The sequence below is a fragment of the Thiovibrio sp. JS02 genome, assembly GCF_053485635.1.
Genome location: NZ_CM130715.1, coordinates 2659110 through 2679374 on the forward strand (window position 1 = coordinate 2659110; position 20265 = coordinate 2679374).

Below are 20265 nucleotides of genomic sequence, written 5' to 3' on the forward strand. Positions count from 1 at the left end.
AGGGACCACCCGCTTGATCCCGTTCACTATTAACCATAAATTGCGCGAAGATGCCCGAGAATAGATCACAGAAAAAAGCGGTCGCCCTGCGCTACGACAAGGAGCAGGACGCTGCCCCCAAGGTCGTCGCCAAGGGAGGGGGCGAAATCGCCGAGAAGATCCTTGAGCTGGCACGGGAGTACGGCATCCCGATCCACGAGGATACCGATCTGGTGGAAATACTCGCCAAGCTGAACCTCAACCAGGAGATCCCGCCGGCCACCTACATCGTGGTGGCCGAGATTCTCGCCTTCATTTACCGCGGCAACGAATCCTACACCCGCTCGTAACCCCGAAGCGCCCTCCCCCGATTTCCCCTGGGAAAAATATACCCGCCGCCGCCCCGTGTTCATTTTTTTGACACCATACCCCCCCGACGGAACGCATCGCCGGAAAGCCTTTCCCATAAGCATTTCCCAAGGAAATACCGCCGGAACGTGGGCATTCCGCCAACCCCACTCACCCAGGCACGCATATTGCATACCCATCTGTCACAAACCAAAAAGAGGTATGCCATGTTCATCCACAATCGACTCGGAATGCTGGAAAGCGTCGAAACCCTGCTGGCGCAGGAACAGCGCCTGCATCAGGTGACCAACAACCTGGCGAACGTCGACACCCCTGGCTACAAGAAGGAAACAGTCACCTTCGGGGAGATGCTTTACAACGTCAACCGGAGCCGGCAACGGGTCGGCAAGGCCCTCAACATTGACACCGTGCACCAGCAGGGGGTGATTCAAAAAACCGACAACCCCCTGGATCTCGCCATCACCGGGGACGGTTTTTTCAAAATCGAGACCGCCGCCGGCGTCCGCTACACCCGGGCCGGCAACTTTCAGCGCAACGCCCTGGGGCAGCTGGTCACACCCAACGGTTATCCGGTCCTCGGCGAAGGCGGCCCCATCACCCTTGAGGGCGACAAGGTCGATATCGGCCTGGATGGCCGCATCTTCGTCGATGGCGTCCAGGTGGACCAGCTCGCCATCGGCACGGCAGCCCCGGACGCACTGGTCAAGGAGGGCGAAAACCTCTTCCGCCTGAAAGAAGGCGCCGCCGAAGAGGTTCCGGAACGCTTCGTCCTTCAGCAGGGCTATGTGGAAAAATCAAATGTCAACACCGTCACGGAAATGACGGAGATGATCGATCTCTACCGGGCCTACGAAGGACAACAGAAAATGATTCGGGCGGTTGACGACCTGGACGACCTGGCGGTACGCAAGGTCGGAACCCTGGCCGGCTAACCGCCCTGGCACCGCCAACGACCACACAAGGGGAAGACCATGATCCGCTCACTCTACTCAGGCCGCACCGGCATGAACGGCCAGCAGCTGCAACTGGACACCATCGCCAACAACCTGGCCAACGTCAACACCGCCGGCTTCAAGAAAAGCCGGGCCCAGTTCGAAGACATCTACTACCAGGAAATCAGGGCCATGGGCACCGAGACCGCCGACGGCGGCATGGTGCCCTCCGGCATCCAGGTGGGCCTGGGCGTCCGTCCCACCTCGGTGCAGAAGATCTTCACCCAGGGCAGCCTCACCGAAACCGGCAACGAGCTGGACTGGGCCATCGAAGGTGCCGGCTTTTTCAAGATCATCCGCGACGGCGAGGAATATTTCACCCGGGCCGGCGCCTTCACCCTGGACGCGGACGGCTACATCGTCACCCAGAACGGCGACCGCCTGCAACCGGAATTTGCCGTGCCCGACGGAACGACCATCATCGACATCAACGCCAACGGCATGCTCACCGCCAAGGACGCCCAGCAGCAGATCCTCGCCACCACCCAGGTAACCCTGCACAGCTTCGTCAATCCGGGCGGCCTGCGCAGCATCGGCTCAAATCTGTTCAAGGAAACCGAGGCCTCGGGCGCGCCCACCGAGGCAAACCCGGGCAGCGAGGGTCTTGGCACCATCTCCCAGCGCTTCATGGAGGTTTCCAACGTGGATGTCACCGAGGAACTGGTCAACATGATCATCACCCAGCGGGCCTACGAGGTGAACTCAAAGTCCGTGCAGACCGCCGACAAGCTCCTTGAGGTGGCCAACACCCTGGTTCGTTAAAGGATGACTGAGATGATGCGCAAAACCGCGTGGCTGCCCCTCGTCGCCCTCCTGATCTGCCTGTTTTTCCCTTTTCCCGTGGGAGCGGCGGAGAAAACCACGACCATCGGCCTGGCTGAACTGGAAACCATCTTCAGCAACATTGTTCTGGAAAATTCTCCCTTCCCGGCGGAGGATACCAGGATCGCCAACTTCACTGCCCGCCCCTTCAATCTGACCCTGCCGGCGGGCAATCTTGACTACCGGGTCAATCAGCGACCCGCCGACGGCAAACCCGGCCGAAAAAGCGTACTCGTCACCTTTCTGGCGGACGGGCGCGATGCCGGCCAGGTCAGGATGAACGGCGACCTGCAGCTTTACAGCGACGTGGTCTGCACCAGCAAGCGGCTGGCCAGAAATGAGATCATCACCGAAGACGCCATCACCGTGGTCAGGCAGGACATCTCCATGCTGGACAGCGGCATCGTCCGCGACCCGGCCCAGGTGCTCGGCCAGAAGTTGAAGACCTCGTTGCGCGCCGGAGCGGTGCTCTACAGCCAGCTCATTGACGCGCCGCCCCTGGTCAGTCGCGGCGAGATGGTGACCATCATGGCCAAATCCAAAACCGTCCGGATCACCGCGCCGGGAGAGGCAAAAAACACCGGCGCGCTCGGCGAGGTGGTCAAGGTGAAAAACCTGATGAGCCGCCGGGAAATCTACGCCCGGGTTGCCGGGGCCGGGGTGGTGGAAACGGAATTCTGACGGAGGCGTTCGGGCATCGGCGAAGCGGCTGAAAATGAAGAGTTCCTCGACAAAAACCGGTGGCGGTCCGCCTGGCGCCATGCCATCAACCATAAAGGAGAAAAAAATGCGCACAAAAAACCGGAGCCCCTTCCTCCTCCTCTTGCTCGGGCTTTCCGCCCTTGCCGGCTGCGCCGGCATGGGGCAGCAGCAGGCCCAGCAATTGCCGGAACGCTACACCTTGCCGGAAACGCAACGCCCCGCGGAACCGAAACCGGAGGGGACCATCTATGCCGCCAGCAGCGGCCTGGACCTCTATGCCGACAGCCGGGCGAAAAAAATAGGGGATATCGTCCTGGTCCGCATCGTGGAGACCTCCACCGGCACCAAGGAGGCCAATACCAAGACCGAGCGCACCTCCACGGCCACCGGCGGCATCGCCAGCCTGTTCGGCTTCGAGACCTGGCTGGCGGACCGCAACAGTCGGTACAACCCGTCCCTCACCGATATCCAGGCCCGGCTCACCAACGACTTTGAAGGCAAGGCAAAGACCAACCGGAAAAGCAACGTCACCGCCACCATCTCCGCCCGGGTCATCGACATCACCAGCGACGGCAACCTCTCCATCCGGGGCTACCAGGAGGTGAAGGTCAACAACGAGACCCAGCACATCATCCTTTCCGGCATCGTCCGGCCGGTGGATGTCGCCCAGGACAACTCGGTTCTCTCCTCCCATGTCGCCGACGCCCGCATAGAATACAGCGGCCAGGGGGTTCTTGCCGACAAACAGCAGCCGGGCTGGCTGGCCAGGGCACTGGACAGCGTCTGGCCTTTTTAAGAGAACCGCCGGGGAGCTAGGAAAAATATTCCTGCCCCCCGGACGGCCAGCCAAGGTCTGAAAATATAAAAAGCAGCAAAAACAACAAATTACAAAACAACGCACCCAATGGCACACCGCTTGCTTTATTCTTTATGCCAACAAGGCACCCGCAGAGAAAGAGAGAAAAAACTGCCGAGGAGTTTCCATGACGACCTGTAAGTCAGCCCCGAAAAAAGACCGCCGCCATCGCCTTGCCGGCCTGCTGGGCATCGGCCTCCTCCTGGCCGGCCTGCTCCTTTTCCATGCGCCCGCCCAAGCGGCGCGCCTCAAGGACCTGGCCTCGGTCAAGGGCGTACGCAGCAACCAGCTGGTCGGCTACGGCATCGTCGTCGGCCTAAACGGCACCGGCGACGGCAACAACGCCGCCTTCACCACCCAGGGACTCACCAACATCCTGAACAACCTGGGGATCAAGGTGGATGCGGAAAACATCAAGGTCAAAAACGTGGCCAGCGTCATGGTCACGGCCAAGCTCCCCGCCTTTGCCAAGACAGGACAAACCATCGACGTGACGCTCTCCTCCATGGGTGATGCCTCTTCCCTCGTCGGCGGCACCCTGTTGCCCACGCCCCTCAAGGGCCTGGACAACAACGTCTATGCCATTGCCCAGGGCGCTGTCAGCCTGGGCGGCCTGGCGGCCGGCACCGCCGCCCCCGGCCAGAAGAATCATCTCACCGTGGCCCGCATTCCGAGCGGGGCCTCGGTGGAACGGGAAGTGCCCATGAGCTTTGCCGACAAGGAACAGATCTTCATCAGCCTCGACGCCTCGGACTTCACCACCGTCTCCCTGATGAAGACCGCCATCGACACCCTGCTGGGCGGTCCCTTTGCCACGGCCAGGGATGGGGCCACCGTGGAGGTCACGGTGCCGGAGAAATACCAGCATCAGGAGATCGCCCTGCTCGCGGCCATTGAAAATCTCGAAATTACGCCGGACCTGCCCGCCAGGGTGGTGCTGGATGAACGCACCGGCACCGTGGTCATGGGCGAAAATGTCCGGATCAGCCAACTGGCCCTTTCCCATGGCAACCTCAGCCTGCAGGTCACCCCGCCCCAGGCCGGTGCCCCGCAGGAGGCTCTCGCCCCCGTGGCCGCGGGCCAGAAGCTGGTCACCCTGCAATCAGGGGTAACCCTGGGCGAGGTGGTACGGGCGCTGAACTCGGTGGGAGTTGCCCCCCGGGAACTGATCGCGATCTTCCAGTCCATCAAGGCATCAGGCGCCTTGCAGGCGGAACTTGAAATCATCTGAACCACCGGGAGAAGCCCCATGAATATAATCAGCGATGCAACTTCAGGACTCAAGGGAAACAGCCTTTCTGCCGATATGGCCAAAGAGGGGAAGTTGCGCGCGGCCTGCGCCGGTTTTGAGGCGATCATGCTCAAACAGATTCTGGCCATCGCCCGGGAAAGCGTTCCCGAGGGCGGCCTGCTCGACGGCGGCTATGGCGAAGAAATCTTTCAATCCATGCATGACGACCAGCTGGCCCAGCACATGGCCGGCAGCAGGGGCATGGGCTTTGGGGAAATGCTTTACCGCCAGCTTTCCCAATCCGCGAGCTTCCGCGATAAATAATCGGTGACCTTCATGGCCAAAACCTTACCCGCGAAATTTTACGAAATTCTCAAAGAGGAAATCTTCCTCTCCGAGGAGATGCTGCGGATTCTCAGCCAGGAAAAAGAAGCCCTGGTCAAGATGGAGATGCAGACCCTCCTTTCCCTGAGCGGCAAAAAAGCGGCTCTGGTTTCCCGGCTGCAGGCACTGGACGCCGGACTCCAGGAATCCGCCCGCGCCTTCACCGGCGCATCCGGGGATACAGTGATCAGATTGCGTTCCCTCGGTTCCCGGCTCGACGCGGAGGAGGCAAGGAGCCTTGAGCAGTATCGGCTGCGCCTCGTGGAACTGCGGGAGGAAATCCTCGCCAGAAACATCGTCAATAAACGCTTCAGCGAGGAAACCAGGCGTTTCCTGAACGACGCCATTTCGACCATCACCAGCACCGTGGCCGAGCGGCCCATGTACGGCCGGGGCAAGGGCTTTGCCAAGCCCTCCCTGCATCAGCCTTCCTTCATCAGTCGCGAGGTTTAGACAATGGCCGGCATCTCCCACGTCCTCAGCATAGCAAAGGAGGCTCTCCTCACCCACCAGCTCTCGGTGCAGGTCTCCTCGAACAACATCGCCAACGTCGACACCCCGGGTTATACCCGGCAGAGCCTGGAGCTGAGCACCCACCAGGCCACCCCGGTCGGCGCGGGCATGCTGGGCGGCGGCGTGACCGGCACGGAGATTCTCAGGAAATACGATCAGTTCATGGTGCAGCGCCTGATCAGCCAGCAGTCCCTTCTGGGCAACCTGCAGGCCCAGCAGGAATCCATGCGCCTGGTGGAAACCGTCTTCAACGAGGCGCCGGGCCTGGCCATCAACGACCTGATGAACCAGTTCTGGACAAGCTGGCAAGCGCTCTCCGACAATCCGGAACTGCCGGCGACCAGACAGTCGGTGGTGCAATCCGCCCAGCTGATCGTGGACCAGCTCCACTCCATGAGCGCGGAAATGGCCCAGGCCAAATTCGACATCGGCGTCAGCCTGGACACGGCCATCGAAGACGTCAACTCCATTGTTTCGCAGATCGCCACCCTGAACGTGCAGATCGCCGGTCAGGAATCCGGCGGCCATGAGGCCAATGACCTGCGCGACCGAAGGGATGTGCTGCTCAAGGATCTTTCCGACCTGGTCGACATCTCCTATTTTGAAGATAAAAACGGCGGTACCACCGTGCTGCTGGCCGATGGCCATACCCTGGTCGCCGGCCAGGAATCCTGGCGGGTGGACTGGGCAAACAACGAACTCATCTGGGTTAACCGCGATATCAATGGCAATGAGGTGCGAAAATCCCTGGGCGGCGACGCCGAACTGGGCGGCAAGATCGGCGGCTGGCTCGAAGTGCGCGGCAACCTCATCGAGGGCGACCCGAACAATTACCTGGGCCGGCTGGACGCCTTTGCCAACTCCCTGATCAGGGAGATCAACCAGCAGCATTCCCAGGGCGTGGGCCTCATCCTCTTCGACGACACCCTGACCGGCAGCGAACAGGCGAAAAACGTGGCGCGCCTCACCACCCCGGTGGACGCCTCCACCGCCACCGTCACCATTCCGACCGGCACCATCACCATCAACGACCGGGAGGTTGGGGAAATCCTCGGCGGCACGGCGGTGAACGGCCTGGCCATGGCCAAGGCCGCCAATGCCGTGGACGCCATCAACAAGGCCGAGGCAGGGGTGGAGGCGCGGCTCACCACCCTGGTGGCGGGCAGCGCCGTGGACACTGCCGCCTTTACCGCCGGCGACGTGATCAATTTCGAACTCAACGGCGTCACCATCGACTATACAGTGGTGGCGGGCGATGTCGGCGACGATGCCGGTTTTGCCGCCAATCTCGTCGCGGAAATCAACAACGACCTTGCCGCATACAATACCGCCGCCACCACCACCAACCCGATCACCATCGAGGCCGTAACCGGAGACGGCACCAACGGCGGCGCCCTGAACTCCCTCGTGCTCAAAAACATCAATTCCGGCGACGAGGCCAATATCATCCTCAGCGACATCACGGTGACCGACGGTCTCGGCAACGTCATCACCGCCATTACCGATTATACCGGCTTCGACACCGGCACGGATCCCGAAAACACCCTGACTTTCAACGCCGACGCCACGCACAACACCGGGGAGATCACCATTTTCTCCAGCGCCACCTTCACGGTTGACGCGGGTTCCAACGACTACACCCTGGCCCAGCTCGGCATGGGCGGCGGCAACCAGACCACCACCTTCTACAGCGGCGACACGGTGACCACCCCGGCGGGGGTGGACACCGACATCACCTTCAACCTGAACGGCACCGCGGTTGCCGCCAGCGTTCTTGCCGCGGACAACGCCGCCACCATGATCAGCAAGCTGCAGACCGCCATCGACACCGCCTACGCCCCGGGCACTGCCCCGGTCGAAGTAAGCCTGGTCAACGGCAAGATCCGCTTCGAGAACGTCACCTCCGGCGACAACACCCCCATCGTGGTGGACGGCTTCACCACCGTTGCCGGCGACGGCACCATCTTCGGCTTTTCAAACTTCACCGCCCAGGTGGGCGGCGTGGCGGGCGACACGGTGTCCAACGACGGCAAATTCACCTTCTCCTACGAAAACGGTGGCGCCGGCGCCCTGCTCCCCGGCTACGATTATTTCGACGAACTGGACACGGACAACGGCTCCTTTGACATCTGGATCTACAACAACGACGGCACCCTGGCCATGCCGCAACCGGTGACCGTTTCCCTGGAACGCGCCTACAGCCTGGACGACGTGGTGAGCATCATCAACAAAAGCATCGAGGTTGCCACCAACAGCAGCGGCTGGGTCCGCGCCTCCAACTCGCTGAACAGCCTGCGGCTGACCCCGGACGCGAGCCACCAGTTCGCCTTTGCCAACGACACCTCCAATTTCCTCCAGGTGGCCGGACTCAACACCTTTTTCAGCGGCAGCGACGCGGCGAGCATCGGCATGAACTCCGTGGTGACGGACGACCTCAATCGTCTCGCCGCAGGCCTGGTGGGCCCGCTCGGCCAGGTTTTCCGGGGCGACAATTCCAACAGCCTGCAGATCACGGAAATCCAGAACTACGAATATGTCACCTTTACCGGCGGCACCCAGAACACCCTGGACGGCTTTTACAACGCCCTGGTCGGCGAGGTGGCCAACGGTACGAGAACCATCAACAGGGCCTTTGAATTCAACACCCTGGTGAGCAACCAGATGAACGAAATGCGCGATTCGGTTTCCGGCGTCTCCCTGGATGAGGAAATGGCCAATCTGGTCAAGTATCAGCATGCCTATACGGCCGCGGCCCGCCTCATCACCATGTCGGACGAGATGCTGCTCACCCTGCTCGATTCCGTAAAATAGGAGGTTGCCATGCGTATCACCATGCAGTCCATCCACAACAACATCCTGGGCAACCTCAATAACCTCACCGAGGAGATGAACCGCATCAACATGCAGATCTCCTCGGGAAAACAGATCTCGAAGATCTCGGAGGATCCCGTCAATCTGGTGACGGCCCTGGGCCTGCGCACCAGCGTCACGGAAATCGTCCAGTACCAGGAAAACCTCCAGTTCGGCGACAAGGCCATCAGCGCCGCGGAAAATTCCCTGACCCAGATGAAGGAAATCGCCATGCGGGCCAAGGTTCTGGCCCTGCAGCTGGTCAACGGTTCCATGACCGCCGACACCAGGCGGAACGCGGCCGCCGAGGTGCAGCAGCTCTTCGAGGAGGCCATCACCCTGGCCAACACCTCGGTGAACGGCAAGTACATCTTCGGCGGCTACCGCACCACCGGCTATACCGACAGCGAACCGACCCCCTTTATCCAGGACGCCCGGGACGGCTACTTTACAAACGGCTCCCGACTGCCGGACAGCAACAACACCCGGCTGACCGGGACAATCCTCTCTGCCGGCGCCGCGGCCGATATCAGCACCGGCGATCTGCTGATCAACAATGTCGATCTGGTGGATATCCTGGGCGCCGACATCGACCTTACCTCGGCAGGCGATACCGACGGCCTCAACATGACCGGCGCCTGGAATGTGGCCCAGGCGGTCAATGACCAGCAGATCCTCTCACTCACCGGCAGCACCGACAGCCTTTCCTCCCCCTACGCCGGCGGGCCGGCCACCAATCCGGCCGCGGCCACCCGGATCGCCTTTTACCTGAACGGCGAATTCGTCGACGTCACCACCGGCGGGCCGGGCAGCAGCGCCGACCAGGTCGCCCTGGACATCGCAGCGGCCATCAATGCCGTCGAACCCAACAGCGGCGTCACCGCCACCGTCGGCACCGGCAATAACGGTGGAGCCATCAACGCCATCATCCTCAAGAATTCCGCCTCCGGCGACGGCACCCCCATTGCCATCACCGGCCTGAACGAAACGGAGAAAAGCGTCTCCGGCTTTACCAACAATGACAGCGAAGAAGGCGTGACCGCAAAGCTCACCACCCTGCACAGCAGCGGCGCGGCCGCCACCGCGGGCAACAACTCCGTGTTCTTTTACCTGAATGGCGTTCCGGTCAGCTATTCGACCACCGCCGGCACCGCCACCGCAGCCGCGGATGACGCGGTGGCGGCCATCAACGGCATGAGCGAACTTACCGGCGTCACGGCGGTGCGGGGCACCGGCGGCAACGGCGGCGTCGCCGACTCGGTGGTGCTCCGCAACACCATGGCCGGCGACGAGAGCAATATCACCATCAGCGGCTATACGGAAAGCGGCCCCGGCAGCACGGGCCTCGGCGATGTCGACCAGGCGGTGGACGCCACCCACAACACCGGCAGCGTCTCCTACTCCTCCAGCATCGCCTTTGTCGTCACCACCAGTGCCGCCAGCCTGCCGGTGCCCACCGACGACATCCTCGACCTTCTCGGCCTGGGCGGCGGCAACATCGGCTTTGCCGACAACCCCGACGATGGCGCCCTTGCCTACGGCTCCCGCTTGAATGCTGGGGATCTGAAGATCAACGGCATGGAAGTCACCACCGAAGCAGACAAAATTTCCGATGTCTACCAGGACATCTCCGCGGCGGCCAAGGCCGCGGCAATCAACGCCAAAACAGCGGAAACCGGAGTTTCCGCCGAGACTGTCCCGGCGACCCTCACTGCGGCCCAGGCCGTGCAGGCAGGCACCGAGGCCGAAAAACTGACCTGGATGGCGACCAGTCAGGACATCTTGGCGGGCGATCTCTCCATCAACGGCTTTCTCACCGCGGTGGATATCACCACCGGCGCGGTGAGCAACGGCCTCAATACCGGCAAGGCATCCAACTTCAAGGATGTTGTCAACTCCATGTCCGGCGCCACGGGGGTCACCGCCAACATCACCACCCTGGCCGTCAACAACACCGCCGCCGACCCCAGCGCCGGCACCAGCACGGTCTCCTTTGACCTGAACGGGGTTACGGTCAAGGTCAATGCCACGGGCACCACCGCGGCCGAGATCGCCCAGCAGGTGGTCGATGCCATCAACGCCGTGACCGGGCAGACAAACGTCAGCGCCGTGGTCGGCGACGGCATCAACGGCGGAGTCACCGATTCCATCGTGCTCTACAACACCATGCCCGGCGACGAAACCGCCATTGTCCTCGCCAATATCGACGACACCACCCCCGGCAACGACGAGGCCACCCGCATCGGCCTTACCAACGGCACGGTGGCGGCGGATGCCGTCAACAATACCGGCAAAGTGACCTTTTCCTCCGACGCGCCCTTCACCCTCATGAATCCCAGCAACCCGGCCGGCCGCACCGATTACGGTTCGACCCCGGTCTACCTCACTGCGGGCGACCTCATCATCAACGGGGTGGACATCTTCTCCCAGGTTACCGCGACAACCTCCGGCGATGGCAGCAATGCCATCATCAATGCCATCAACGCCAAAAGCGAAGCAACCGGGGTCAAGGCCGGGCGAGACAGCAACGGCCGGCTCATTCTCTCCGCCGTGGACGGCCGGAACCTGCACATCGAGACCTCCGCCCTGGGCGAAAAAGTAACCCAGCTCACCGGGGCGAGCGGCCCCCAGGATCAGGTCTACTTCGGCCAGATCCGCCTCTGGGGAGGAAAGGAATTTTTCCTGGAAAGCGATACCGCAACCGTCGGCGCCCTCCCCAGTTTCGAAACAGGCTTTGCCGCCCTCGGTCTTGCCGGCGGCGAAATGACCACCGGACAAAGCGGCGACCTGGCCGATGACGGCACAATTTTCGTCAATAAAATCAATTACGAAAGCGGCTACGTCCGCTATGCCGGGGATCGGGACAATGATTTCGCCATCAAAGTCGGCCAGAAGAGCACCATCGAGGTCGGCAAGAACGGCGAAACCGCGATCATGGACACCGCCATCTTCAGTGTTCTCGCCAAACTGCAGGAATATTTCCTCGGGCAAGGCTACACCGTTGCCACCGGCGGCTACCGGGCCAGCGACGCCACCGCCATGCTCGACAGCGGCAACACCGGCCTTGAGCTTGCGGACGAACTGCAAAACGGCTCCTTCAAGGTCACGGTGACGAGCCACGACGCAAGCCCGGCCACGCTCTTCAGCACCATGGAGATCAACGTCGACCCGGCCAGGGATTCGGTTGAGGATATTGCCCAGCGCCTCAACGGCGTGCCGGGCCTCTCCGCCGCCGTGACCGAAGCGGGCTACATCGAGATCAAGAGCAGCGACCCGGCCCGCTATACCTTTGCCCTGGCCGATGACACCAGCAATTTCCTCCGGGTCACCGGGCTCAGGCCCGAAGACATGCAGGTTTCAAACATCAGCCAATCCATTGCCGAGCTTGACCAACTGATGCAATCACTGACCAATCAGGTATCGGACTTCGGCGCCCGGGCCAACCGGATCATTGTCCAGCAGGAGATTTACAGCAAGCTGGAGCTTGCCACCCGGGAAAATCTTTCCGAAAAGGAAGACACCGATCTGGTGCAGGCGCTGATGGAATTGAAGGCCAAGGAAACCGCCTACCAGGCGGCGCTGTCCGCGGCAGCCAAAACCATGCAGCTCAGCCTGGTGGATTACCTGAAATAAGGCTTGTCTTGCCTTTGCCGAACAGGGAGAATACGTTCAGGGAAGAACGTCAAGGGCAAAAAATCGCCAGCAGCCAAGCCAGGGAGGGCAGGAGATGCTCATACTCGCCAGAAAGACAGGAGAAGCCATTGCCATCGGCGACGGGATAAAAGTCAGGGTGCTTGAAGTCAAGGGCGGCCAAGTCAAAATCGGAGTGGAGGCCCCGGCCGATGTCATGGTGCATCGCGAAGAAATTTATCTCCGCATCGTGGAGGAAAACAAACGGGCCGCCCAGGAGGCGCCGGTCGACCTCTCCTCCCTGGCTTCCGTTTTCGGCGGAGACAAGACACGGATGAAAACCCCGCCCGCGGACAAGGGTTGAAGCCGCAGGCGGAAGGGGCGGAACCGGCCCGAAGAACAAAAAACAGATACCAGACTCCATCGCCAAACCCACAGGGAGGACAAGGATGGTTCAAGCCATGACCAAGACAGAAGAAACACGCCAGGGAGAACTGAGGGTGATGACGAGCCGCTTCGGCGAGCTGAGGGTGCGGCCGGAAAAAATCATCACCATGACCTCTCCATTCCTGGGCTTTCCCGACTCAAAGCGTTTCCTTCTCAAGCCACACGGCGAAGAGTCCCCTTTCATGTGGCTCCAGTCCCTCGATGATCCGAAGCTCGCCTTCGTGGTCACCCAGGCGCTGCTCCTGGCGCCCCGATACCAGCCGATTATCCCCGGCTTTATCCGCCAGGAGCTGGACGCCGCGGAAAACGCCCCGCTGGAGATCCTGCTCATCCTCACCATTCCGCGTGACAATCCGCAGAAAATGACGGCGAACCTGCTTGGCCCGGTGGTGATCAACAGTCAGAAAAGGTTGGCGAAACAGGTTCTGCAGGACCCGACCGTCTATGATGCATGCTGGCCGGTATTCGCCGTGGAGGCCGCGGAAGAAGAGGCAAATGGAAAATAACAAAAAAAAGCGTGCAGGGGAAACTGCACGCGGGAACGGCTTGCACCGGAGGAAAGGCTGCGAAAAACTAATCCAGCAGATTCTCGGAAAGCAGGCTCGCCATCATCTTGTCGGCAAGCTTGTAAGGATCAACGGTGTACTCGCCGCGAGCGATCTGTTCTTTGAGAGCCTGAACCTTGTCCACGCGAACCTCCGGGGTCTGCTCGAGAATATCCTTGGCCTTCTGTACTTCCAGGGAGCCGGCGGAAAGCTCCACCCGATCGGTGGCGGCGGCCTTGCCCGCCTCCGCCTTGGCGGTGGCGACACCTTCAGATCTCTTGGCCTGAACCTTCTCTGTCTTTACCGGTGAAAAAATGCCTGATAGTTTCATGACCAACTCCCGTCTTCCCTACAGGTTGCCGTCGGCCGCTCCTGGAAGTCGAGGCCCGATGGAGCCCCCTGCTCCATCATACAAACCTGCATTATTCTAATTATCATATCGTCCATTCGATTACAAACCTAAAATAAAAATTCACGCCTGCAAAAAAACAAGCAATTCCAGTGGCTAACCGCGGGAAATCGCAGACCGTTCCCTTCCGCTCGCATCCATGTTGCGCATTGCCAAACCACCATGCTGCTGGTAGTATCTGGCCATGAAAATTCATGACCCTGTTTACCTGATCGACGGCAGCGCGTACATCTACCGGGCCTACCACGCCATCGCCCCCCTCACCAACAAGAGCGGCCTGCCGACCCACGCGATTTACGGCTTCACCAATATCATGCTCCGGGTGATCCGGGAAAAAAGCCCCAGATACCTGGCAGTGGCCTTTGACGTCCGGGGCCCGAATTTCCGCCACGGACTCTATCCGGAATACAAGGCAAACCGCCCGCCCATGCCGGATGACCTTGCCTGCCAGATTCCCTACATCAAGGATATTGTCGCGGCCCATAATATCGCCTGTCTGGAGCGGCAGGGTTATGAGGCCGACGACCTTCTGGCCTCGGCGGCCAGGCAGCTCGCGGGCCAGGGCAATCCCGTCGTTCTGGTCTCGGGCGACAAGGACCTGCTGCAGCTCGTCTCCGACCCCATCAGCCTCTGGGACCCCATGCGGGATGTGGTCATGGACCCGGCGGCAGTGCGGAAAAAATACCATGTCGGCCCGGAGCGGCTTCTTGACTTCTTCGCCCTGGTGGGCGACAGTTCGGACAATGTGCCGGGCGTGGCCGGCATCGGCCCCAAAACCGCGGAAAAACTGATCAACGAATTCGGCTCCCTGGAAACGCTGTACGAAAACATCGACACCATCCCCCAGGCCAAGCTCAAGGAGAAGCTCCTCGCCAGCCGGGAAAACGCCTTTCTCTCCAGAAAACTCATCGCCCTCAGGGAGGACCTCGCCACCCCGGAGCTTGCCGCTTACGCCCTGCCGGGGCCAGACAACGAAAAGCTCCGCGAGCTTTACACCTTCCTGGATTTTTCCCGCCTGCTGAAAAACGAAACCAGCGCCGTTGCCATGGAGAGCAAGGGCTTTACCCTGATTTCCTCCGAGGAACAGCTCGGCGCCCTCTGCGCGGAACTGCGCGAGGCGCCCTTTCTGGTGCTCGACACGGAAACAACCTCACTCGACCCCCTGCTGGCGGAACTTGTCGGCCTCTCCCTCTGCGTTTCCGCGGCAAAAGCCTATTACCTGCCCTTCGGTCACCGGAACGAGGCCGGCGACCTGCTGCCCGGCCAGTTGGCCCTTGGGCCGGCGCTGAAACATCTCGCCCCTTTGCTGGCCGCCCCCGAGCTGCCCAAGCTCGGCCATAATCTCAAATTCGATCTGGCGATCCTGAAAAACCACGGGCTCACCCTTGGGGGGCCGCTCTGGGACACCATGATCGCCTCCTACCTCATCGATCCCTCCCGCCGCTCCCAGAAGCTCGACGATCTCTGCGCGGAAATCCTCGGCCAGCGGCTGACCAGCTTCAAGGAGGTGACCAGGGAGGACAAACGGCCGGACAGCTTTGCCTACGTCGCCCTTGCCGAAGCCAAGAACTACTCCTGCGAGGATGTCCGCGGCACCATTCTCCTCTGGGAACAGTTCCGGCCCCAACTCGAACAGCTCGGCCTCTGGGAGCTGTTCTCCACCCTGGAGATGCCCCTGGTCCCCATTCTCGCCCGCATGGAACACACCGGCATCACCGTGGACCAAGCCCTTCTCCAGCGGCTGGCAAAGGATTTCGGCGAACAGCTCCGGGAGCTGGAAAAGGCCATCTACGCCTTGGCCGGCGAGGAATTCAACATCAACTCCCCGCGGCAGCTCGGCGAGATCCTCTTCGAAAAGCTGCGCCTGCCCCAGGGCCGCAAGACCAAAACCGGCTACTCCACCGACGTGAAGGTCCTGGAAAAGCTGGCCATGCAGCACGATCTGCCCGCTGCCGTCATGAACCACCGCAACCTGAGCAAACTCAAATCCACCTATGTGGACAAGCTTGCCGGCCTCATCCACCCGAAAACAGGCCGGGTGCACACCTCCTTCAACCAGACGGTCACCGCCACGGGACGGCTGAGCAGCAGCAATCCCAATCTGCAGAACATTCCGATCCGCACCCCGGAAGGGCAGAAGATCCGGGCCGCCTTCATCGCCGCGCCCGGACATCGCTTCCTCTCTGCCGACTACTCGCAGATCGATCTCAGGGTCATGGCCCACTACTCGCAGGATCCGGCCCTGCTTGCCGCCTTCCGCGCCGGACAGGACGTCCACACCCAGACCGCGGCGGAAATTTTTCATGTCAACCCTGCCATGATCACCCCGCAGATGCGACGGGTGGCCAAAACCATCAATTTCGGGATCATCTACGGCATCAGCGCCTTTGGGCTTTCCAGCCAGCTCAACCTGAGCCGCAAGGAGGCCGCCACCTTCATAGAGCGCTACTTCACCCATTACGCCGGGGTGCAGCGTTTCATGGAAGACATTGTCGAAAGAGCCCGGCGGGACGGCTTTGTCACCACCCTCCTGAACCGACGCCGCCCCTTGCCCGATATTGCCAGCAGCAACAAGGTGAGCCGGGAATTCGCCGAACGCACCGCGATCAACACCCCCATCCAGGGCACGGCCGCAGACATCATCAAACTGGCCACCATCGCCAGCACCACGGCGCTGGCCAGGGAAAAACTCTCCGCGGCCCTGCTTCTGCAGATCCACGACGAACTGGTTTTCGAGGTGCCGGAACATGAAATCGACGCCAGCAAGGACGTGGTGAAAAATGCCATGGAGAGCGTCATGCGGCTTGACGTGCCCCTGGTGGTCAACACCACGGTCGGGGAAAACCTGGCCAAGATATGAGCCTGGCGCGGGAAACCGCCGCCTCATGAAATAGATTGACTGCCCTTGGGAAAATATTTAGGATAACGCATTGAATTTGTAATAAAACAAGCCTCCTTCAGCAAAAAAACAGGTGCCGCATGCTCGATTTCCTCCGCCGCAAGGCTCAGTCCACCACCATCCAGGTCACCATCCTCCTCATCGTTCTGGTTTTTATTTTCTGGGGTGTGGGCACCAACCAGAACGGCGGGCCGGACGCCATCGCCACGGTGAACAAGCAGAGCATCAACTATGAGCAGTACCAGCGCACCTATGAACAGACCCTCGCCCGCTACCGCGATCAATTCGGCGGCAACCTGCCCGCCGGACTGCTCGAAGCCCTGAATCTCAAGGAGCAGGTGCTGAATCAGCTGATCCAGCAGCTTGTCATGCAGCAGGGCGCCACGGAATCCGGACTCATTGCCAGCAACGAGGAGGTGCGCAAGATCATCCAGGAGATGGAATCGTTCCGGGAAAACGGCGTCTTCAACCTGGACCGCTACAAAACCCTGCTGACCTCCTCCAAAATGACCCCTGCCGAGTTTGAAAACAGCATCCGCACCGACCTCCTGAACAACAAAATCCTCACCCACCTCGCCCATTTCGCCAGGGTTTCCGACGGCGAACTCAGAGACCGCTTCGCGCTCGAAAACGACGCGGTGAAGCTGGAATTTGTCTCCTTTGCCGCCGGGGATTTCAAGGGTGGGGTGACCATTGCCGAGCCTGAGCTGACCGCCTTTTACGAAAAGAGCAAGGCCGCCTACCAGACCGAACCGCAGGTTAAGCTCAAGTACCTCTCCATCCTCTATGATCAGGCCGCGGCCGGCACGCCCCCCTTCGGCGAAGAGCAGATCGAACAGTACTACACGATGAACAGCGACAAATTTTCCTTCCCGGAACAACGCCGGGCCCGCCATATCCTGGTCAAATCGGATGAAAAGGAGAGTCCGGAACTGCGCGCCGGCAAGCGGCAGAAGCTGGAAACCATCCTGGCGCTCGCCAAGGCGGGCAAGGACTTCGCCCAGCTGGCAAAGGAATATTCCGACGACCTGAGCGGCAGCGAAGGCGGGGATCTCGGTTTTTTCACAAGAGGCCAGATGGTGGCACCCTTTGACGAGGCGGTCTTTGCCATGAAGGAAGGGACGCTCAGCGACATCGTGGAAACCCCTTTCGGCTTCCACATCATCAAACTGGAAGCAATTACGCCCGCCAAGGTGATTTCCCTTGCCGAGGCCAGGGAACAGATCATTGGCGAACTGCAAAAAAGGCAGGGCAGGGAGGTCGCCTTTACGCTTGCCAATCAGGCTTACGAGGGGATTATCGCGGCCGGCAGCCTCGACAAGTACGCGACGGGAAGCCATGTTCCGGCCAAGGAAACGGATTTCTTCAGCCGCCTGAACCCGCCCAGAGAGTTTGCCGACAACGCGGCCCTGCTCAATACCGCCTTTTCCCTGAAAAAGGGCGAACTGAGTTCCCTTGTTGAAACCGGGGACGGCTTTGCCGTTTTGTACGTCGAAGATGTGAAAGAGCCCCAGGTGCCGCCGCTGGCGGAAGTGCGCGCCAGAGTGGAACGGGACTTTGTCGCCGACCGGGCGAAAACCCTGGCCCGGGAAGCCGCGGTGACCCTGCTGGCCACGGCGAAAAAAGAGGCATCCCTGGCTGCCGGGGCTGGCAAGGCCAATGCCGATCTCCGGGAAAGCGGATTTTTCTCAAAGGGCACGGTCGCCGCGAGCGGCCTGCCTGGCGCCGTTGCCGCCCAAGGACTCAAGCTGAACGCTGCCGCCCCCTTCCCCGAGACGGTCGGCGAAAACGGCGACACTTTCTATGTGCTGCGTTTCAAGGAAATCAGGAAGGCTTCCGAGGAAGAGTTTACCCGGCAAAAGGCGGCGCTCGCGGAGATGCTGAAACAGGAAAAACAGATCCAGCTCATGGGGCAATGGCTCAGCTACCTGCAGGCAGACGCCAAGATAACCACCAACAAGAAATTTCTGCAGTAGGCTATTTTCTGCCGGGACTCCAGAGAGGATCGTCCCCGAAGCGCTCCATCCACCAGTCTTCGCCTTCAAGGGGCTGGTCCTCTCCCGGCACCAGGGGGATTTTGTACCTGGCGCAGTAGGCCATCAACATCTGGTAAGCTTCGGAAAGCCGGTGCATCTCAAGCTCAGGCGCCGCCCCTGCCGCGCTTGCCCCTCGGCCGGCCAGATCGGGGTGGTGCTTTTTGGCGGAGCGCCGGTAGGCCGCCTTGATTTCGGACAGGGTCGCCGTATCAGCAAGGCCGAGCAGATTCTTTGCGGCAACAATCTTTTTCCACTCATCGTTGGTCATTGCAGTCCTGATCCGTCTTTTCCTTTTTCCAGCTTTTCTCCTCCTGCCGCATGAGCCGCAGGAGGTTGTCCCGGTGCTTCAACCAGACAAAGAAACCGACCACCAGGGCCAGCAGGGCGTTGCTCGGCGAACCGTACAGCAGCCAGACCAGGCCCGGCATCAACAGCGAGGCGGTGAGCGAGCCCAGGGAGACATAGCCCCAGTTATAAACCACGCCGACGAAAATCAGCATGTCGATGAGGGCGGCGCCAGGGGCAAGATAGAGGAAGATGCCCAGCGCGGTGGCCACTCCTTTGCCGCCCCTGAAGGAGAGATACACCGGATAGAGATGGCCCAGGAATGCGGCGCCGCCGCAAAGCGCCACCCAGATCTCGCGCCCGGAACCTGCCGTCAGCAGCCGGTCGGCGGCGACCATGGGCAGAACGGCCTTGAGCACATCGCAGATCAGGGTCAGCGCCCCGAGTTTTTTCCCGGCAAGCCTGGCCACATTGGTCGCCCCGATGTTGCCGCTGCCGGCGGCGCGCACGTCGATCCCGGCCATCCTGCCCAGGATCAGGCCAAAGGGAACGGCGCCGACGAGGTACGAAGCGACGATCAAGAAATATTCCATGGCTGCCCCAAAAAAATTCTTAGTCAAAGCGCGGGCGGCCCGGCCCGGAGAGCCTTTTTCCAGCGTATCTCCACATTTTTCTGCCGTTCCCTGCCGCAAAACAGCTATATTAGCATTGCAGGGAAGAGTTGCACCATTTTTTTGATTCTCCGCCGGAGCGGCAACCATGCATGAAAAATTCATGACCGAGGCCATCCTTTTAGCCGAGGAAAAGATTCCCCATGCCGAGGGAGGCCCTTTCGCGGCAATCATCGTCAAGGAGAACCGCGTCATCGGCCGGGGCTGGAACCGGGTCATAGCCGGCAACGATCCCACCGCCCATGCCGAGATCGTCGCCATCCGCGACGCCTGCGCCCGGCTCCATACCCACGACCTCACGGGCTGCGCCCTTTATGTCAACTGCGAACCCTGTCCCATGTGCCTGGCCGCCGCCTACTGGGCCGGGATCACCGCCATCTACTACGCCGCCACCCGGGAAGATGCCGCGGCCATCGGTTTTGCCGACGCCCATATCTATCAGGAGTTTTCCCGTCCCCATCCTGAAAAACAGATCCCTCTCACCCAGCTCATGCGCGACAAGGCGCTTCCCGCCCTCGCCCACTGGAATTCCCTCCCCGACAGAATCCTCTATTAGCGGTCCGTTGAAAACCGCCATCCCTGGTTTTTTCAACCGCCGGTTGGCAAAGAAGGCTTTGGGCAGTTAAAAAAACAAAACGGACCAAA

The 20265-nt window shown here is 60.9% G+C and carries 18 protein-coding genes; 15 read left to right on the forward strand and 3 right to left on the reverse strand.

Annotated features, from left to right (window positions below; translation table 11 throughout):
* Nucleotides 1–50 precede the first annotated feature (50 nt).
* From ACUUL3_RS12160 to fliW, 12 genes are all read left to right on the forward strand, one after another.
* Entirely contained in the window at nucleotides 51–329 is a 279-nt protein-coding gene (locus tag ACUUL3_RS12160; protein WP_448551723.1) for an EscU/YscU/HrcU family type III secretion system export apparatus switch protein, read from the forward strand.
* Between the two features lie 225 nt (nucleotides 330–554).
* A complete protein-coding gene (gene flgF / locus ACUUL3_RS12165; RefSeq protein WP_448551725.1) occupies nucleotides 555–1280 on the forward strand; it encodes a flagellar basal-body rod protein FlgF in 726 nt (241 codons plus the stop codon).
* A 39-nt stretch (nucleotides 1281–1319) separates the two neighbouring features.
* Nucleotides 1320–2102: a flagellar basal-body rod protein FlgG gene (gene flgG / locus ACUUL3_RS12170; RefSeq protein ID WP_448551727.1), complete on the forward strand. Its 783-nt coding sequence runs from the start codon at nucleotides 1320–1322 to the stop codon at nucleotides 2100–2102.
* Between the two features lie 12 nt (nucleotides 2103–2114).
* Entirely contained in the window at nucleotides 2115–2843 is a 729-nt protein-coding gene (flgA, locus tag ACUUL3_RS12175) for a flagellar basal body P-ring formation chaperone FlgA (protein ID WP_448551728.1), read from the forward strand.
* Nucleotides 2844–2949: 106 nt separating this feature from the next.
* The gene (locus ACUUL3_RS12180) at nucleotides 2950–3660 is read left to right on the forward strand and encodes a flagellar basal body L-ring protein FlgH (protein WP_448551730.1); all 711 of its coding nucleotides are present in this window, start codon (nucleotides 2950–2952) and stop codon (nucleotides 3658–3660) included.
* Nucleotides 3661–3847: 187 nt separating this feature from the next.
* Nucleotides 3848–4951 (forward strand): flagellar basal body P-ring protein FlgI, encoded by a 1104-nt coding sequence (locus tag ACUUL3_RS12185; RefSeq protein WP_448551731.1) that lies wholly within the window; start codon nucleotides 3848–3850, stop codon nucleotides 4949–4951.
* Between the two features lie 18 nt (nucleotides 4952–4969).
* On the forward strand, nucleotides 4970–5275 hold the full coding sequence (locus ACUUL3_RS12190; protein ID WP_448551733.1) for a rod-binding protein: 306 nt from the start codon (nucleotides 4970–4972) through the stop codon (nucleotides 5273–5275).
* 12 nt (nucleotides 5276–5287) lie between these two features.
* On the forward strand, nucleotides 5288–5788 hold the full coding sequence (gene flgN / locus ACUUL3_RS12195; protein ID WP_448551735.1) for a flagellar export chaperone FlgN: 501 nt from the start codon (nucleotides 5288–5290) through the stop codon (nucleotides 5786–5788).
* Nucleotides 5789–5791: 3 nt separating this feature from the next.
* A complete protein-coding gene (flgK, locus tag ACUUL3_RS12200) occupies nucleotides 5792–8659 on the forward strand; it encodes a flagellar hook-associated protein FlgK (RefSeq protein ID WP_448551736.1) in 2868 nt (955 codons plus the stop codon).
* Nucleotides 8660–8668: 9 nt separating this feature from the next.
* On the forward strand, nucleotides 8669–12331 hold the full coding sequence (locus ACUUL3_RS12205; protein ID WP_448551738.1) for a flagellin N-terminal helical domain-containing protein: 3663 nt from the start codon (nucleotides 8669–8671) through the stop codon (nucleotides 12329–12331).
* 94 nt (nucleotides 12332–12425) lie between these two features.
* Nucleotides 12426–12692, forward strand: a complete 267-nt coding sequence (gene csrA / locus ACUUL3_RS12210; RefSeq protein ID WP_448551740.1) for a carbon storage regulator CsrA — start codon at nucleotides 12426–12428, stop codon at nucleotides 12690–12692.
* A gap of 97 nt (nucleotides 12693–12789) precedes the next feature.
* On the forward strand, nucleotides 12790–13281 hold the full coding sequence (gene fliW, locus ACUUL3_RS12215; RefSeq protein WP_448551741.1) for a flagellar assembly protein FliW: 492 nt from the start codon (nucleotides 12790–12792) through the stop codon (nucleotides 13279–13281).
* A 67-nt stretch (nucleotides 13282–13348) separates the two neighbouring features.
* Here the strand turns inward: fliW and flgM are convergent, their stop codons facing one another.
* Nucleotides 13349–13651, reverse strand: coding sequence for a flagellar biosynthesis anti-sigma factor FlgM (gene flgM, locus ACUUL3_RS12220; protein WP_448551743.1), 303 nt, complete (start codon nucleotides 13649–13651; stop codon nucleotides 13349–13351).
* Nucleotides 13652–13913: 262 nt separating this feature from the next.
* Between flgM and polA the strand changes: the two genes are divergently transcribed.
* Both polA and ACUUL3_RS12230 read left to right on the forward strand, forming a co-directional pair.
* Entirely contained in the window at nucleotides 13914–16589 is a 2676-nt protein-coding gene (gene polA / locus ACUUL3_RS12225; RefSeq protein ID WP_448551744.1) for a DNA polymerase I, read from the forward strand.
* A 119-nt stretch (nucleotides 16590–16708) separates the two neighbouring features.
* Nucleotides 16709–18604 carry a SurA N-terminal domain-containing protein gene (locus ACUUL3_RS12230; protein WP_448551746.1) on the forward strand — a complete coding sequence of 632 codons (1896 nt, stop codon included), beginning with the start codon at nucleotides 16709–16711 and terminating at the stop codon, nucleotides 18602–18604.
* A 1-nt stretch (nucleotide 18605) separates the two neighbouring features.
* On the opposite strand, the gene ACUUL3_RS12235 is transcribed toward ACUUL3_RS12230, so the two are convergent.
* Both ACUUL3_RS12235 and plsY read right to left on the reverse strand, forming a co-directional pair.
* Entirely contained in the window at nucleotides 18606–18932 is a 327-nt protein-coding gene (locus ACUUL3_RS12235; RefSeq protein WP_448551748.1) for a J domain-containing protein, read from the reverse strand.
* On the reverse strand, nucleotides 18919–19542 hold the full coding sequence (gene plsY, locus ACUUL3_RS12240) for a glycerol-3-phosphate 1-O-acyltransferase PlsY (protein ID WP_448551749.1): 624 nt from the start codon (nucleotides 19540–19542) through the stop codon (nucleotides 18919–18921). The genes ACUUL3_RS12235 and plsY overlap by 14 nt, the downstream gene beginning before the upstream one ends.
* A gap of 166 nt (nucleotides 19543–19708) precedes the next feature.
* Here plsY and ACUUL3_RS12245 point away from each other — a divergent pair, with 166 nt between their 5' ends.
* Nucleotides 19709–20176, forward strand: a complete 468-nt coding sequence (locus ACUUL3_RS12245; protein ID WP_448551751.1) for a nucleoside deaminase — start codon at nucleotides 19709–19711, stop codon at nucleotides 20174–20176.
* The last annotated feature ends 89 nt before the right edge of the window (nucleotides 20177–20265 follow it).

Excerpts from the sequence above, each read along its gene's own strand:
- ACUUL3_RS12245 (WP_448551751.1), top strand. The coding sequence starts at position 19,709 with ATGCATGAAAAATTCATGACCGAGGCCATCCTTTTAGCCGAGGAAAAG.
- flgF (WP_448551725.1), top strand. The coding sequence starts at position 555 with ATGTTCATCCACAATCGACTCGGAATGCTGGAAAGCGTCGAAACCCTG.
- ACUUL3_RS12235 (WP_448551748.1), bottom strand. The coding sequence starts at position 18,932 with ATGACCAACGATGAGTGGAAAAAGATTGTTGCCGCAAAGAATCTGCTC.
- flgK (WP_448551736.1), top strand. The coding sequence starts at position 5,792 with ATGGCCGGCATCTCCCACGTCCTCAGCATAGCAAAGGAGGCTCTCCTC.
- plsY (WP_448551749.1), bottom strand. The coding sequence starts at position 19,542 with ATGGAATATTTCTTGATCGTCGCTTCGTACCTCGTCGGCGCCGTTCCC.
- csrA (WP_448551740.1), top strand. The coding sequence starts at position 12,426 with ATGCTCATACTCGCCAGAAAGACAGGAGAAGCCATTGCCATCGGCGAC.
- ACUUL3_RS12180 (WP_448551730.1), top strand. The coding sequence starts at position 2,950 with ATGCGCACAAAAAACCGGAGCCCCTTCCTCCTCCTCTTGCTCGGGCTT.
- ACUUL3_RS12190 (WP_448551733.1), top strand. The coding sequence starts at position 4,970 with ATGAATATAATCAGCGATGCAACTTCAGGACTCAAGGGAAACAGCCTT.
- flgG (WP_448551727.1), top strand. The coding sequence starts at position 1,320 with ATGATCCGCTCACTCTACTCAGGCCGCACCGGCATGAACGGCCAGCAG.
- flgM (WP_448551743.1), bottom strand. The coding sequence starts at position 13,651 with ATGAAACTATCAGGCATTTTTTCACCGGTAAAGACAGAGAAGGTTCAG.
- ACUUL3_RS12160 (WP_448551723.1), top strand. The coding sequence starts at position 51 with ATGCCCGAGAATAGATCACAGAAAAAAGCGGTCGCCCTGCGCTACGAC.
- ACUUL3_RS12185 (WP_448551731.1), top strand. The coding sequence starts at position 3,848 with ATGACGACCTGTAAGTCAGCCCCGAAAAAAGACCGCCGCCATCGCCTT.
- flgA (WP_448551728.1), top strand. The coding sequence starts at position 2,115 with ATGATGCGCAAAACCGCGTGGCTGCCCCTCGTCGCCCTCCTGATCTGC.
- polA (WP_448551744.1), top strand. The coding sequence starts at position 13,914 with ATGAAAATTCATGACCCTGTTTACCTGATCGACGGCAGCGCGTACATC.
- ACUUL3_RS12205 (WP_448551738.1), top strand. The coding sequence starts at position 8,669 with ATGCGTATCACCATGCAGTCCATCCACAACAACATCCTGGGCAACCTC.
- fliW (WP_448551741.1), top strand. The coding sequence starts at position 12,790 with ATGACCAAGACAGAAGAAACACGCCAGGGAGAACTGAGGGTGATGACG.
- ACUUL3_RS12230 (WP_448551746.1), top strand. The coding sequence starts at position 16,709 with ATGCTCGATTTCCTCCGCCGCAAGGCTCAGTCCACCACCATCCAGGTC.
- flgN (WP_448551735.1), top strand. The coding sequence starts at position 5,288 with ATGGCCAAAACCTTACCCGCGAAATTTTACGAAATTCTCAAAGAGGAA.